Source organism: Cupriavidus sp. SK-3 (genome assembly GCF_000611145.1).
GTDB lineage: Bacteria > Pseudomonadota > Gammaproteobacteria > Burkholderiales > Burkholderiaceae > Cupriavidus.
Window position 1 is genome coordinate 20,502 of record NZ_JFJV02000282.1, and the last position, 15,278, is coordinate 35,779.

14 protein-coding genes are annotated in these 15,278 nt (G+C 64.5%); 13 read left to right on the forward strand and 1 reads right to left on the reverse strand.

Annotated elements, in window-relative coordinates; translation table 11 throughout:
- Positions 1–26 precede the first annotated feature (26 nt).
- Positions 27–728, reverse strand: coding sequence for a Bax inhibitor-1/YccA family protein (locus CF70_RS31025; protein WP_035874846.1), 702 nt, complete (start codon positions 726–728; stop codon positions 27–29).
- A 336-nt stretch (positions 729–1,064) separates the two neighbouring features.
- On the opposite strand from CF70_RS31025, the gene ndk reads away from it, so the two are divergent.
- The 13 genes from ndk to hflC all read left to right on the forward strand — a co-directional run bounded on the left by ndk (position 1,065) and on the right by hflC (position 15,219).
- A complete protein-coding gene (ndk, locus tag CF70_RS31030; protein WP_035874849.1) occupies positions 1,065–1,490 on the forward strand; it encodes a nucleoside-diphosphate kinase in 426 nt (141 codons plus the stop codon).
- Positions 1,491–1,543: 53 nt separating this feature from the next.
- On the forward strand, positions 1,544–2,692 hold the full coding sequence (gene rlmN / locus CF70_RS31035; protein ID WP_035874852.1) for a 23S rRNA (adenine(2503)-C(2))-methyltransferase RlmN: 1,149 nt from the start codon (positions 1,544–1,546) through the stop codon (positions 2,690–2,692).
- The gene (gene pilW / locus CF70_RS31040) at positions 2,689–3,468 is read left to right on the forward strand and encodes a type IV pilus biogenesis/stability protein PilW (protein ID WP_035874855.1); all 780 of its coding nucleotides are present in this window, start codon (positions 2,689–2,691) and stop codon (positions 3,466–3,468) included. Before rlmN ends, pilW begins: the two co-directional genes overlap by 4 nt.
- The gene (locus tag CF70_RS31045; RefSeq protein WP_035874858.1) at positions 3,461–4,486 is read left to right on the forward strand and encodes a RodZ domain-containing protein; all 1,026 of its coding nucleotides are present in this window, start codon (positions 3,461–3,463) and stop codon (positions 4,484–4,486) included. The genes pilW and CF70_RS31045 overlap by 8 nt, the downstream gene beginning before the upstream one ends.
- Positions 4,487–4,536: 50 nt before the next feature.
- Positions 4,537–5,829: a flavodoxin-dependent (E)-4-hydroxy-3-methylbut-2-enyl-diphosphate synthase gene (ispG, locus tag CF70_RS31050; protein WP_035874861.1), complete on the forward strand. Its 1,293-nt coding sequence runs from the start codon at positions 4,537–4,539 to the stop codon at positions 5,827–5,829.
- Between the two features lie 39 nt (positions 5,830–5,868).
- Positions 5,869–7,242, forward strand: a complete 1,374-nt coding sequence (hisS, locus tag CF70_RS31055; RefSeq protein WP_035874865.1) for a histidine--tRNA ligase — start codon at positions 5,869–5,871, stop codon at positions 7,240–7,242.
- A 74-nt stretch (positions 7,243–7,316) separates the two neighbouring features.
- On the forward strand, positions 7,317–7,949 hold the full coding sequence (locus tag CF70_RS31060) for a YfgM family protein (RefSeq protein WP_035874867.1): 633 nt from the start codon (positions 7,317–7,319) through the stop codon (positions 7,947–7,949).
- A 95-nt stretch (positions 7,950–8,044) separates the two neighbouring features.
- The gene (gene bamB, locus CF70_RS31065) at positions 8,045–9,232 is read left to right on the forward strand and encodes an outer membrane protein assembly factor BamB (protein ID WP_051649278.1); all 1,188 of its coding nucleotides are present in this window, start codon (positions 8,045–8,047) and stop codon (positions 9,230–9,232) included.
- Between the two features lie 225 nt (positions 9,233–9,457).
- Positions 9,458–10,801, forward strand: a complete 1,344-nt coding sequence (gene der, locus CF70_RS31070) for a ribosome biogenesis GTPase Der (protein WP_035874870.1) — start codon at positions 9,458–9,460, stop codon at positions 10,799–10,801.
- 208 nt (positions 10,802–11,009) lie between these two features.
- Positions 11,010–11,249 (forward strand): RNA chaperone Hfq, encoded by a 240-nt coding sequence (hfq, locus tag CF70_RS31075; RefSeq protein ID WP_006157757.1) that lies wholly within the window; start codon positions 11,010–11,012, stop codon positions 11,247–11,249.
- A 297-nt stretch (positions 11,250–11,546) separates the two neighbouring features.
- Positions 11,547–12,797 carry a GTPase HflX gene (gene hflX / locus CF70_RS31080; protein WP_035874873.1) on the forward strand — a complete coding sequence of 417 codons (1,251 nt, stop codon included), beginning with the start codon at positions 11,547–11,549 and terminating at the stop codon, positions 12,795–12,797.
- Between the two features lie 104 nt (positions 12,798–12,901).
- A complete protein-coding gene (gene hflK / locus CF70_RS31085; protein ID WP_035874876.1) occupies positions 12,902–14,299 on the forward strand; it encodes an FtsH protease activity modulator HflK in 1,398 nt (465 codons plus the stop codon).
- Positions 14,300–14,310: 11 nt separating this feature from the next.
- Positions 14,311–15,219, forward strand: coding sequence for a protease modulator HflC (hflC, locus tag CF70_RS31090; protein ID WP_035874879.1), 909 nt, complete (start codon positions 14,311–14,313; stop codon positions 15,217–15,219).
- The last annotated feature ends 59 nt before the right edge of the window (positions 15,220–15,278 follow it).

The following is a 15,278-nucleotide window of genomic DNA, read 5'->3' on the forward strand; positions in this document are numbered from 1 at the left end:
AGCAGGGCGGCGCGAGGCCGCCCACCTCAGTCGCGGTTGCCGCCGAAAATGCCGAGCAGTGCCAGCAAGTTGGCGAAGACGTTGTACACGTCCAGATAAATTGCCAGCGTTGCCGTGATGTAGTTGGTCTCGCCGCCGTTCAGCACGCGCTGCACGTCAAAGAGGATATAGGCCGAGAAGATGCCGATGGCAATCACCGAAACCGTGATCATCAGGGACGGCAACTGCAGCCAGATATTGGCGACGCTGGCCAGGATCAGCAGGATCACCCCGACGAACAGGAATTTGCTCAGCCCGGAGAAATCGCGCTTGCTGACGGTGGCGATGGTGGCCATGGCGCCGAATACCGCGGCTGTGCCGCCGAAGGCATACATGATCAGTGCCGGACCGTTCGAGAACTGCAGCACCGACCCGATCAGGCGCGACAGCATCAGGCCCATGAAGAAGGTAAAGGCCAGCAGCAGGACCACGCCCATGCTGCTGTTCTTGGTCTTCTCGATGGCGTAGAAGAAGCCGAACGCGATACCCAGGAACAGGATCAGCGACAGGCCGGGGCTGCCTTTCATCAGGCTGAAGCCGGTCGTGACGCCGATCCAGGCACCGAGTACGGTGGGGATCATCGAAATGGCGAGCAACCAGTACGTGTTGCGCATGACCCGATTGCGCACCACAACGTCGCTCGTTGCGGTGCCGCTGCCGAAACTGTATGTGTTCAGCTTGTTATCCATGGTGACTCCTGTCTCAAAACGGTGAGGCGCCGGGGTAACCCAGCGGGCACAACGCAAATGTGGCATCGCGGAGGGGGAATTGCAAGGGGCGGGGAACCCATTCGCCACTTTTACGCAGAATCCGCACTGCCAGTGATCGTTTGATCGCAATGCGCCTTGTGCGTTCCCTGTACAGGCTCTCAATTTAATGTGATCTTTGTGCTACTTTTAGGCGCAAGCTCCATCAGTCCCGGCATTCAGTGGCGGGCGACTATGGGCATTCTCGAAACCATAACTGTCTCGTGCTAGAATTGCACGTTTATTCCAGTTGTAACCCCTTCATTTTTCGGAGTTTTTATGGCGATCGAACGCACCCTGTCGATTATCAAGCCGGATGCCGTGGCAAAGAATGTCATTGGCCAGATTTACGCGCGTTTCGAGGCCGCCGGCCTGAAGGTCGTGGCTGCCAAGATGGTTCACCTGTCGCGCGGCGAAGCCGAGCAGTTCTATGCAGTGCACGCAGCCCGCCCGTTCTTCAAGGACCTGGTGGACTTCATGGTTTCCGGCCCGGTGATGATCCAGGCCCTGGAAGGCGAAAACGCCATCCTGAAGAACCGCGACCTGATGGGCGCGACCGACCCGAAGAAGGCTGAAGCCGGTACCATCCGCGCTGATTTCGCCGACAGCATCGACGCCAACGCCGTGCACGGCTCGGACGCAGCGGAAACCGCTGCCGTCGAGATTGCTTTCTTCTTCCCTGGCATGAACGTTTACAGCCGCTGATTGTCTGGCATATTGCCCAAGACTAGACTGATATTGAAGTCGATACTGCCGTCATGAACACTCTCGTCAACCTGCTCGATCTGGATGCGGACGCGCTCACCGCTTATTGCGGGGAGCTCGGCGAGAAGCCGTTTCGTGCGCGGCAGTTGCAGCGCTGGATTCACCAGTTCGGCGCCAGCCGTTTCGATGCCATGTCGGATCTCGCCAAGTCGCTGCGCGAAAAGCTCGCCACGCGGGCCGAGATCCGCTCGCCCGCCGTTATCACCGACAACCTGTCGGCCGACGGCACGCGCAAGTGGCTGCTCGACGTTGGCGCTGGCGATGCGGTGGAGACGGTGTACATCCCCGAGGAGACGCGTGGGACGCTGTGCGTGTCTTCCCAGGCGGGGTGCGCCGTCAATTGCCGCTTTTGTTCCACCGGCAAGCAGGGCTTCTCGCGCAACCTGTCCACTGGCGAGATCATCGGCCAGCTATGGATGGCCGAGTTCGCCATGCGTTCCCAGCTGGGCCGTGGCCCCAAGGACGACCGCGTCATCTCCAATGTGGTGATGATGGGCATGGGCGAGCCGCTGCTCAACTACGATCAGGTGGTGCCGGCCATGCGCCTCATGCTGGACGACAACGCCTATGGGCTGTCGCGCCGGCGAGTGACGCTGTCCACGTCCGGCGTGGTGCCGATGATGGACCGCCTGGCCAAGGATTTGCCCGTGGCGCTGGCAGTTTCGCTGCACGCGTCCAACGACCCGTTGCGCGACATGCTGGTGCCGCTCAACAAGAAGTATCCGCTGGCCGAATTGATGGCGGCTTGCCGTCGCTATCTCGAATTCGCCCCGCGCGATTTCATCACTTTCGAATATTGCATGCTGGATGGCGTCAACGACGGTGTCGAGCATGCCCGGGAACTGTTGAAGCTGGTGGCCGACGTGCCATGCAAATTCAACCTGATTCCGTTCAACCCCTTCCCGGAGTCGGGCCTCAAGCGCTCGAACAACGAGCAGATCCGCCGCTTCGCCCAGGTCTTGATGGACGCCGGCATTGTCACCACCATCCGCAAGACGCGCGGCGACGATATCGATGCCGCCTGCGGCCAGCTGGCTGGCGAGGTCAAGGACCGCACCCGCCTGGCGCAGCGCGGCAAGTTCGGCAAGATCACGCCGATCGTGGCTGCTCCCAGCCAGCCGCAAGAGGCGCGCCCTGCATGACGCGTCTGATAGTCGCGGTCCTGATGGGGCTGGTGCTGCTGTCTGCCTGCCAGTTGCCGCCGCCGGCCAAGCCGGAACTGCAGACGGCGTCCGACCAGACCGATGTTAGCCGGCGCGCCACGATCCGCCTCCAGCTGGCAACAAGCTACCTGGAGGCCGGCCAGTACGGCGTTGCACTGGACGAAGCGAAGCAGGCCATCGCGATCGATCCGACCCTGGTCGATGCGTACCATATCCGCGCGCTGGTCTATATGAATATGAACGAGCGCGTGCTGGCCGAGGAGAGCTTTCGCACCGCGCTGTCGATGCGCGCTGACGATGGCGACGTACTGAACAACTATGGCTGGTTCCTGTGCATGAACGGGCGCTATGCCGAGGGCGTGCCCTACCTGGAGCGCGCGGTGTCCGCTCCGTCGGCGAGCGGGCCGGGCAAGGCCCTGACCAGCCTCGGCACCTGCCAGTTGCGCAATGGCAAGGATGAGGCGGCCGAGAAGAGCCTGTTTGGCGCGCTGCGATTCGATCGCGGCAACCCGGTGGCGAACAGCAACCTGGCGCTGCTGTATTACCAGCGCGGGGACTACCAGCGAGCCCAGCAGTATGTCGGGCGCGTCAACAGCAGCAATTTCGTCAGCGCGCAATCCCTCTGGCTGGGTGCGCGCATTGCCCGCCGTCAGGGCGACGTCGCGGCGCAGAATGCCCTGGTGGCACAGTTGCGCAGCCGTTTCCCCGATTCGCGTGAGTTGACCGCATACGAACAAGGAGCATGGGATGAGTGAGCACGAGCGCGCCGAGGGCCAGACTGCAGCGACGGGACACGTGGGCGGCACCGCCGCCGACGCCGGGCGCGAGGCGGTGGCGCGCGAGATCGGTGATCGGCTGGCGCAAGCGCGCCAGGATCAGCGTTTCTCGCTGGAAGATGTCAGTGCGAGGCTGAAGGTAGCCGCGCACAAGCTGGCGGCGATTGAGCAGGGCGACGTCGCGGCGTTGCCCGACGTGACCTTTGCCAAAGGCGTGATGCGTGCCTATGCGCGAATGCTCCAGGTCGACATCGATGCCCTGCTGGCGCGCTTTCACGCACAGGCCGTGCCGGTGGTGGAAATCGGCATGCGCCGCGAAGGTGGCCTGAACGAAAGCTTCGACGACCGCAACCGCTTTGGCTCTGGTGGCTCTGGTGGCCGCTGGATCTGGCTGGCCCTGGTCGTCGCCGTGATTGGCGGCGGCGTGTTGTTCGGCCTGGACCATTTCAAGCAGTGGATGGAAGCGCGAAAGGAAAACCTCACGGCGCCCCCGGCAGCGGAAGCCACGGTGCAAGGCGGCGAGCCAGGTACGGTGACGGCGGCGCTGCCGCCGGTGATGGCTGCGTCCGACGCCCCCGCGCCTTCCGAGGCGCTGCCGGCCAGTGGCCCCGCCGTGGTGGCGCCGGCGGCACCGGCCTCCGCCGGGATTGCTGCTTCGGCAGCGGCACCAGCGCCCGCGATGCCTGCGGCACCAGCGTCAGCGGCACCAGCGGCTGCGGCGCCCGCCGCAACCGCGGCATCAACTGCGGCGGCCGGTACCGGCGAGTTGCGGATCCGTTTTGCTTCCGACACCTGGTATGAGATCCGCGACCGCGGCGGCAAGGTCGTGCTCGGCGGCACCGCGCGTGCCGGCCAGGATCTGAGCGGCGGTGGTACGCCGCCTTATAAAATCGTGATCGGCAATGTCAAGGGCGTCGAGTCGCTGACCCGCAATGGCACGCCGGTCGACCTGCAGTCCGCGAACCGCAATAACGTGGCGCGCCTGACGCTGCCCTGAACGTCGTTTCTCCAGCCATGCGTATCTCCGCATTGCAAGGTGGTAATGCTATGAATCAACAGGCTTGTATGCCGGTCCTGCCCGGCCCGTTGCCCCGCCGCAAGACGCGCCAGGCGCGCGTGGTGTGGGGCGACAACGTGGTCACCATCGGTGGCGACGCGCCCGTGCGCGTGCAGTCGATGACGAATACCGACACGGTGGACGCCATCGGCACCGCGATCCAGGTCAAGGAGCTGGCGCGTGCCGGTTCCGAGATCGTGCGCATCACGGTCAATACGCCGGAAGCCGCGGCGGCGGTCCCCGCCCTGCGCGAGCAGTTGGACCGCATGGGCGTGAATGTGCCGCTGGTGGGCGACTTCCATTACAACGGCCATAAGCTGCTGCAGGATTTCCCCGACTGCGCCCAGGCGCTGTCGAAGTACCGCATCAACCCCGGCAACGTAGGGCAGGGCGCGAAACGCGACACGCAATTCGCGCAGATGATCGAGATGGCCTGCCGCTATGACAAGCCGGTGCGCATCGGCGTCAATTGGGGCAGCCTGGACCAGTCACTGCTGGCGCGCGTCATGGACGAGAACGCGCAGCGCGCCGAGCCGTGGCCGGCCCAGAACGTGATGGTCGAGGCGCTGATCACTTCCGCCATCGAGTCGGCGAAGAAGGCCGAGGAAATCGGCCTGCCCGGCAATCAGATCATCCTGTCGTGCAAGGTTTCGCAAGTGCAGGAGCTGATCGCGGTCTACCGCGAGCTGACCAAGCGGTGCGACTACGCCTTGCACCTCGGGCTGACCGAGGCGGGCATGGGCAGCAAGGGCATCGTGGCCTCCACCGCCGCGCTCTCGGTGCTGCTGCAGGAAGGCATCGGCGACACCATTCGCATCTCACTGACACCGGAACCCGGCGCCGCGCGCGAGAAGGAAGTTTATGTGGGGCAGGAGATCCTGCAGACCATGGGACTGCGCAACTTCACCCCGATGGTGATTGCCTGCCCCGGCTGCGGCCGCACCACCAGCACTACCTTCCAGGAACTGGCGTCCAGTATCCAGAGCTACCTGCGCGAGCAGATGCCCACCTGGAAGACTGCCTACCCAGGCGTGGAAGAAATGGATGTGGCCGTGATGGGCTGCATCGTGAACGGGCCGGGCGAAAGCAAGCATGCCAATATCGGCATCTCGCTGCCGGGCTCGGGCGAATCGCCGGCGGCGCCGGTGTTCGTCGACGGCGTCAAGGTCAAGACGCTGCGCGGCGATCGGATTGCCGAGGAATTCCAGGCGATCGTCGATGACTATGTGCGGACCCGTTACGGCAAGGACGCCGGACGCGCAGGCAATGAGGCGGCAGCCTGAGCCATCAAGGCCAGGCGCTGCAGGGAAATACAAGAGAAGATGAACCAACCCGTGAATCCGGCGGCCGCCAGCGACGGCGCCAAGGCCGACAGCAAGATCAAGTTGCCCAAGGCACTGCAGGGCGTCAAGGGCATGAACGACATGCTGCCCGCGGACGCGCCGCTGTGGGAGCATTTCGAGAGCGCCGCGCGCGCCATGCTGCGCGCCTATGGCTACCAGCAGATCCGCACCCCCATCGTCGAGCACACGCAACTGTTCGTGCGCGGCATCGGCGAAGTCACCGACATCGTCGAGAAGGAAATGTATTCCTTCACCGACGCGCTTAACGGCGAGCAACTGACGCTGCGCCCCGAGGGCACGGCGGCCGCGGTGCGTGCCACCATCGAGCACAACCTGCTGTACGACGGCCCCAAGCGCCTGTGGTACACCGGCCCGATGTTCCGCCACGAGCGTCCCCAGCGCGGGCGCTATCGCCAGTTCCATCAGCTTGGTGCGGAGGCACTCGGCTTCGCCGGTCCCGACGTGGATGCCGAGATCATCATGATGTGCCAGCGCCTGTGGGACGACCTCGGGCTGGTCGGGGTGCGGCTGGAGCTCAATTCGCTGGGCCAGGCGCACGAGCGCGCCGCGCATCGCGAAGAACTGATCAAGTACCTGGAAGGCTTCCAGGACATTCTTGACGAAGACAGCAAGCGCCGCCTGTATACCAACCCGTTGCGCGTGCTGGATACCAAGAATCCCGCGCTGCAGGAAATGGCAAGCAACGCGCCCAAGCTGATCGACTTCCTGGGCGAGGAGTCGCTGGCCCACTTTGACGGCGTGCAGCGCCTGCTCAAGGCCAACAACATCCCGTTCAAGATCAACCCGCGCCTGGTGCGAGGGCTGGATTACTACAACCTGACGGTGTTCGAGTGGATTACCGACAAGCTCGGCGCGCAGGGCACCATTGCCGGCGGCGGCCGCTACGATCCGCTGATTGCGCAGATGGGCGGCAAGCCGGCGCCCGCTTGCGGCTGGGCGATGGGCATCGAGCGCATCATCGAGCTGCTGCGCGAGGAGAAACTCGCGCCACAGGCGGAAGGGTGCGATGTGTACCTCGTCCACCAGGGCGAAGCGGCGGGCCTGCAGGCCATGATCGTCGCCGAGCGGCTGCGCGATGCCGGGCTCGACGTGCTGCTGCATGCCACGCCGGACGGCAAGAGCGGCAGCTTCAAGTCGCAGATGAAGCGTGCGGACGGTAACGGCGCCGGCTATGCCGTTATCATTGGCGACGACGAAGTGGCGGCGGGTACGGTCCAGGTCAAGGATCTGCGGCAAGGCGCGCAGGCCGAAGGCGGTGGCACGCAGGTGACGGTACCGGCTGAAGAACTGGTCGCCCACATCATCGACGCGATGGTCGGCGCCAGCGAATAAGAAACCAGGCAGCGGAACCGGGGGCCGCGCGGCGCGGTCCCTTATAACAAACACACGCGGGTGGATCCCTCGACATGGCTTACGATCTAGAAGAACAGGAACAGCTTGAAAGCCTCAAGGCCTGGTGGCGCCAGTATGGCAATACCGTGACCTGGGCCCTGATCGCCGGCTTGCTGGCCTTCGCTGCCTGGAGCGGCTGGAACTACTGGCAACGCAAGCAGGCCGGCGAAGCCGCGCTGCTGTACGAGCAGGTCGTCAAGGCCGCCGAGAGCCGCGACGTCGAGCGGATCAAGCGCGCCGCCGGCGACCTCGAGCAGAAATTCGGCAAGACCGCCTATGGCCCCATGACCGCGCTGGTGTCGGCCAAGGTGCTGTACGATGCAGGCGACCTGGCCGGCGCGAAGACCCAGCTGCAGTGGGCGATCGACCACGGTGAAGGCGAATATGCCCACCTCGCGCGCGTGCGCCTGGCTGGCGTGCTGCTCGACGAGAAGGCTTACGACCAGGGCCTGGCGCTGCTGAAGGACGAGCCGCCGGCACCGTTCGTGGCACTGTATGCCGACCGCCGCGGCGATCTGCTGGCAGCCCAGGACAAGCGCTCGGAAGCACGGTCGGCCTACCAGAAGGCGCTCGACAAGCTGAGCGCCAACGATGCGGCCATGCGCCAGATCATCCAGTTCAAGCTCGACGCGCTGGGCACCGCCTGAAGGCGGTAGATCCGGCTAGCCGAAAGGCCCGCGGGCACTCGCATTTGCGCAGGTCCGCACCCTTGCGCTTCAACCCAATTCAGGATCGGAACCTCATGAAGTCATTGTTTTCCGGCACGGCCCAGAACCAGCAACACGGCAAGTTCGTCCGCGCCCTGGTGGTGGCCACCGCTTGTGCGGCCAGCGTCGCCAGCCTTGGCGGCTGCTCGCTGTTCAGCAAGAGTGACAAGCGTACGCCGGTCGAACTCAAGCCGATCACCCAGACGCTGTCGGTGCGCCAGGCCTGGAAAGCCAGCGTCGGCAAGGGCGGCCCTTACACGCTGCAGCCCGCCGTCGCCGGCGGCACCGTCTATGCGTCTTCCAACGGCGGCAAGGTGATGGCGCTCGACGGCACCACCGGCCGTACCCTGTGGGAGGCCAAGACCGACATCGACCTGACCTCCGGGCCGGGCAGCGACGGCTCCGTCACGGCGGTGGCGGGCGAGAAGGGCGCGGTGTTCGCCTTCGACGGCAGCGGCAAGCAGCTCTGGAAGAAGCAGGTCAATGGCGAGGTCCTCTCCGCGCCGCTGGTCGGCAACGGCCTGGTGGTGGTGCGTACGACCGATACCCGCGTGCTGGGCCTGGACGCGCAGACCGGCGAGCGCCGCTGGATCTACCAGCGCTCGCAGACCGCGCTCAACCTGCGCGCGTCGATGGGCATGGTGTTTGCCGGCGACGGCATCGTGATGGGCTTCCCCGGCGGCAAGCTGGGCGTGCTGGCTCCCGGCAACGGCGTGCTGCGCTGGGAGAGCACGGTTTCCTATCCGAAGGGCGTGTCCGAGATTGAACGGCTCAACGACGTGACGGGCCAGCCCATGGTCAATGGCCGCCAGGTTTGCGCCACCACGTTCCAGGGACGGATCGCCTGCCTGGAACTGGCCAATGGCCAGCCGCAATGGGGCAAGGATTTCTCGTCTCCGACCGGCCCCGCGCAGGATGACGCCTCGCTGTACGCCAGCGACGAGCGCTCGGTGGTCCATGCCTTCGACCGCCAGAACGGCACGGAACGCTGGAAGAACGATCAACTGCTCTACCGCCGCCTCGGCACGCCGCTGGCGGTGGGGCGTTCGGTGGTGGCGGGCGATTATGAGGGCTATGTACACTTCATTTCGCGTGAGGACGGCCAGTTCGTGGCACGCCTGAAGACCGATGGCAGCGAGATTACCGCTGCGCCGGTTGTGGCGGGCACGTCCCTGGTGGTGCAGACGCGCGATGGCAACCTCTACGGCTTCGTGCCGGACTGAGGCGGTCAATATTCATGGCGACTGCCCATGCACCTGTCGGCATGGGCGGCGCCAATCCGGTAGCGCGGCCCTCCTGGCCGTGCAGGTGAACGAGGCCGGGTTGCAAAGCCAACCCGGCCGCCCGACAGGAAAAGTGGCCAGGCGCGCGACGCCCGGCCGTCGGACCCATATCACTCCGGAGTTCCTGGGGGGCGGCATCTGCCGGCCCCCATTTCCGTTTATTGCATGAAACCAGTTATCGCTCTGGTCGGCCGCCCCAATGTGGGCAAGTCGACGCTATTCAACCGCATGACCCGTTCGCGCGACGCACTTGTCGCCGATTTGCCGGGGCTCACGCGCGATCGCCACTATGGCGAAGGCCGTATCGGTGAACGCCCGTTCATCGCGATCGACACCGGTGGCTTCGAGCCGGTGGCCAAGGACGGTATTGTGGCCGAAATGGCCAAGCAGACCCGCCAGGCCGTGGTCGAGGCCGATGTGGTGATCTTTCTTGTCGACGGCCGCCTCGGGCTGGCGCCCCAGGACCGGGTGATCGCCGATTACCTGCGCAAGACCGGGCGCCGCGTCATGCTGGCCGTGAACAAGGCCGAAGGCATGAAGTACACCACCGTGGTGTCCGAGTTCTACGAGCTGGGCATGGGAGATCCCTATGCCATCTCGTCGACCCACGGCGACGGCGTGCGCGAACTCGTCGACGAGGCGCTCGAGCTGGCGGTGAAGGAGCGGCCCGAACTCGCCGAGGAAGACGACGGCGCCCAGCGTGGTGTGAAGATCGCCATCGTGGGCCGCCCCAACGTGGGCAAGTCCACGCTGGTCAATACGCTGATCGGCGAAGAGCGCGTGATCGCGTTCGACATGCCCGGCACCACGCGGGACGCCATTTACGTGGAGTTCGAGCGTGGCGGCAAGCCCTACACGCTGATCGATACCGCCGGTCTGCGCAAGCGCGGCAAGGTGTTCGAGGCGATCGAGAAGTTCTCGGTGGTCAAGACGCTGCAGTCGATCGCCGATGCGAACGTGGTGGTGCTGTTGCTCGACGCGCAGCAGGATGTGTCGGAGCAGGACGCCCATATCGCCGGCTTCATTGTGGAATCCGGCCGTGCGCTGGTGGTCGGTGTCAATAAGTGGGACGGCCTCGACGGGCACTCCCGCGACCGCATCAAGCACGATCTGGAGCGCAAGCTGCAGTTCCTCGACTTCGCCAACTTCCACTTTGTATCGGCGAAGGAGCGCACCGGCATCAGCGCGCTGCTGCGCTCGGTGGATGACGCGTATGCGGCGGCGATGGTCAAGCTGCCCACGCCGCAGCTCACGCGGATCCTGCAGGAAGCGGTCGAATTCCAGCAGCCGCGGCGCGTCGGTGCAACCCGGCCCAAGCTGCGCTACGCGCACCAGGGAGGCTCCAACCCGCCCATCATCATCGTGCACGGCAATTCGCTTTCCGGCATTGCGGACACCTATCGGCGTTATCTGGAAAACCGATTCCGCTCGGCTTTCAAACTGAAGGGCACGCCGCTTCGCATCGAATTTCGTACGAACAAAAACCCATATGCGGACTCGAAGGATTGAGTCGGGCAGCGGGAGTCCGGGCGGCCAACTTTCGTTTGCGTTCGTTTGGAACTGAGGCTAAATTCACGGTAGCAGGGGGTTCCCTGCGAGACGATGCTAGCTTGGTACCGTTTTGATCTTTTTTTGGCGCGGTTTTGCGCCGTTTGACTTGAATCGGGGATCATCGTCCCCATCATCTATCACTAAATCTATAAATTTGGAGTGTGCCATGAGCAACAAAGGGCAATTGCTACAAGACCCGTTCCTGAACGCGCTGCGCAAAGAGCACGTACCGGTTTCAATCTACCTCGTCAATGGCATCAAGCTGCAAGGCAATATCGAGTCGTTCGACCAGTACGTCGTCCTGTTGCGCAACACCGTGACGCAGATGGTCTACAAGCATGCGATTTCCACCGTCGTACCGGCCCGCGCAGTGAATTTCCGCGTGGACGAAACGGCTGAAGGTTGATCTTTCGCGGAGTGTTCCGCAGTCTTTTTCGGCAGGCCGGTCGCATCACGACAAGGCTGCCAGTTGCCGGTGTCGCGCCGGGGCCAGATGCGCTGGCGCGACACCAAACGATGCCCGGCCATTCTGGCCGCATAACGGCCATGAGCAGGGACATGCTCACCCTGGTGCATGCCGCCGCGGATAGCGTCCCGCTTCGAGTGTTTTCCCGGGCCACGGCGCCTTGCCTCACGGCACCCGCCACTGCCTCCCAGCCGGTTCCAACCCGTTTTCCTTTCTCGCGTTTCGCGATCCTCCCGTTTGCAATCCAGAGCCACCTCCAATTCCGAGACCTCCCGCGCCATCCTCGTCGGTGTCGATTTCGGCAAACATGATTTCCAGGAAAGCCTGAGCGAGTTGGCGTTGCTGACGTCGACCGCCGGCTCTACCCCGGTGCATACGCTGACCGGGCGCCGGTCGCGCCCGGATCCGGCGTTGTTCATCGGCTCCGGCAAGGCGGAGGAGCTGAAGGAAGCCGCCGATGCGCTTGACGCCGACGTGGTGGTGTTCAATCACACGCTCAGCCCTGCGCAGCAGCGCAATCTGGAGCGTTTCCTGCAACGCCACGTGATCGATCGTACGGGCCTGATCCTGGATATCTTCGGGCAGCGGGCACAGAGCCACGTCGGTAAGGTGCAGGTCGAACTCGCCCAGGTCCAGTACCAGGCTTCGCGGCTGGTCCGCGCCTGGAGCCACCTGGAGCGGCAGAAGGGCGGTATCGGCATGCGTGGCGGCCCGGGCGAGCGTCAGCTCGAGCTCGATCGCCGCTTGCTGGACGAACGCGCCAAACGGCTCAAGGCTGACCTGACGCGGCTGCAGCGCCAGCACAGCACCCAGCGGCGGGCGCGCGCCCGCAACGACACCCTGAGCATCTCGCTGGTCGGCTATACCAATGCCGGCAAGTCGACGCTGTTCAATGCCCTGACCAAGGCGCGTGCCTACGCGGCCGACCAGTTGTTCGCCACGCTGGATACCACCTCGCGCCGGCTTTACCTGGAGGATGTGGGCAACGTGGTGCTATCGGATACCGTCGGTTTTATCCGCGATCTGCCCACCCAGCTGGTGGCTGCGTTCCGGGCTACGCTGGAAGAAACCGTGCACGCGGATCTGCTGCTGCATGTGGTCGACGCCTCCAGTCCGGTGCGGCATGAGCAGATCGAGCAGGTCAATCGCGTGCTGGCCGAGATCAATGCCGACGACATCCCGCAGATTGTGGTGATGAACAAGATCGACGCGGCGCCGGAGCTTCTGGCGCAGGGCCCCAGGGTGGAGCGCAATGAGGACGGCGTGCCCACGCGCGTGTTCGTCAGTGCGCGCGATGGCATCGGTCTGGACACCTTGCGCGAGGCCTTGGTGGAAGTGGCGCGCTGGCTGGCCGAACGTCCGCCCGAACGTCCGCCGCTGGACCCCCGCCTGGCTGATGCGGCGGCTTATCACGACGACGGCGATGACGGCGGCGATCACGATCGCGAAGACGCCGGGGTGAATCCGGAAGAACCCGACATGCATTGATCCAGTTCGACGGAAATCACGGCCAGATTGCCCCAAATAGGAAAATGTGGCGTCGATGACTGTTAGAATCCCCCTGTTCCAACTATCCCGGACCCGTGCACTTCATGCCCCAGTTTCCCCGGAATTCTGAATCGAGCCATGCCTTTGGCAGCCGCGCAGGTGGCCGCAACGGCGGCCATGCACCGTCGTGGACGGCCTGGCAGCGTTTGCGCGCGATCCTGTCGTTGAACGATCCACGTTGGGGTCGGGGCGGCCCGGATGACGAAGACAAGGACAAGGACAAGGACAGCCGCGACAACAATCGCCAGCACCAGCGTCCCCCGCAGGATGGTCCGCCCGACCTCGACGAGCTCTGGCGCGATTTCAATCGCCGCCTGAATGGCCTGCTCGGCCGCAAGGAAAACGGCGGTGGCGGCAACCAGGGCTTCGGTGGCGGCGCGCGCACGCCGGGCAAGGGCTCGGGCATCGGTGCCGGCGTGGTGGTGGTCGCCGCGCTGGGCATCTGGCTGGCCAGCGGATTCTTCATGGTGCAGGAAGGCCAGACCGCCGTCATCCTGCAGTTCGGCAAGTTCAAGTACACCACGGGCCCCGGTATCAACTGGCGCCTGCCTTACCCGATCCAGTCCGCCGAGATCGTCAACCTGTCGGGCGTGCGTTCGGTTGAGGTGGGGCGCTCCACTTCGATCAAGGACAGCAACCTGAAGGACGCGTCCATGCTGACGCAGGACGAGAACATCATCGACGTCCGCTTCACGGTGCAATACGACATCCAGGACGCGAGCGAATTCCTGTTCTACAACAAGACCGATCGTGGTGGCGATGAAGAACTGGTGACCCAGGCCGCTGAGACCTCGGTGCGGGAGATCGTCGGGCGCAACAAGATGGACGCGGTGCTCTACGAGAACCGCGAGCAGATCGCACAGAATCTGGCCAAGTCCATCCAGTCGATCCTGAGCGCCTACAAGACCGGTATCCGCGTGATCTCCGTCAACGTGCAGAGCGTGCAGCCGCCCGAGCAGGTGCAGGCCGCCTTCGACGATGTCAACAAGGCCAGCCAGGACCGGGAGCGTGCCATCAGCGAAGGCCAGGCTTACGCCAATGACGTGATCCCGCGCGCCAAGGGTACCGCCGCGCGCCTGAACGAAGAAGCTGAAGCCTACAAGGCGCGGGTGACCGCCCAGGCCGAAGGCGATGCCTCGCGCTTCCGGCAGGTCCAGGCCGAGTACGCCAAGGCCCCGCAGGTGACGCGTGACCGCATCTACATCGAGACCATGCAGCAGATCTATACCAATTCGACCAAGGTGCTGGTGGATTCGCGCCAGGGCAACAATCTCCTCTACCTGCCGCTGGACAAGCTGATGGCGCAGTCGCAGGGCGGCACGCCGGGTTCCGGCACCGCGCAGGCGCCCGCGGCCGGCAGCAGCACGCCTGCCGCGCCGGAAGCCGGCAGCGATACCCGGTCGCGCGAGCTGTTGCGCAACCGCGACCGCGATTCGCGCTGAGGAGCCCTGACATGAACCGACTGATTTCCGTAGTAATCGGCCTCTTCATCGTGCTGGCGATCGGCTCGTCGATGGTATTCGTGGTGGACCAGCGGCAGTACGCAGTGGTGTTCGCGTTTGGCCAGATCAAGCAGGTGGTGAACGAGCCTGGCCTGCACTTCAAGCTGCCGCCGCCGCTGCAGAACGTGATCTTCATGGACCGCCGCCTGCTGACCATCGACGTGGCCGCCTCGGAGCGTTTCCTGACCGCCGAGAAGAAAAGCATGGTGGTGGACTGGTTCGTCAAATGGCGCATCACCGATCCACGCAAGTTCTACGTGGCCTTCAATGGCAACATCCGCGGCGCGCAGGACCGCATGACCCAGCGTATCGACTCCGTTGCCCGCGAGGAATTCGGCAAGCGCACGGTGGCGGAGCTGGTGGCCGGCGAGCGTGAGAAGGTGATGCAGAATATCCGCTCCGCGATGGCCGACTACGCCCAGTCCGTGGGCGTCGAGATCATCGACGTGCGCCTGAAGCGCGTCGACCTGCTGCCCGCGATCAGCGAATCGGTGTATCGCCGCATGGAGGCCGAGCGCAAGCGCGTGGCCAATGAGCTGCGCTCCACCGGCGCCGCCGAAGGCGAGAAGATTCGCGCCGATGCAGATCGCCAGCGCGAAGTCGTGCTGGCCGAGGCCTACCGCGATGCGCAGAAGATCAAGGGCGAGGGCGATGCCCGCGCCTCGCAGATCTACGCAGAATCGTTTGGCCGCGATCCGCAGTTCGCCCAGTTCTGGCGCAGTATGGAGGCCTACCGCAATACGTTCCGCGACAAGCGCGACGTGTTGGTGCTGGAGCCCAATTCCGACTTCTTCCGCTATATGCGGTCGGCGGGCGGCGCCGCGGCGCCGGCGGCAGCGCCTCCGGCGAGCCGTCGCTAAGCTGGGCGGCCACGGCCGCCAGGCAATACGACAAAACCCCGGCTTGCCGGGGTTTTGTC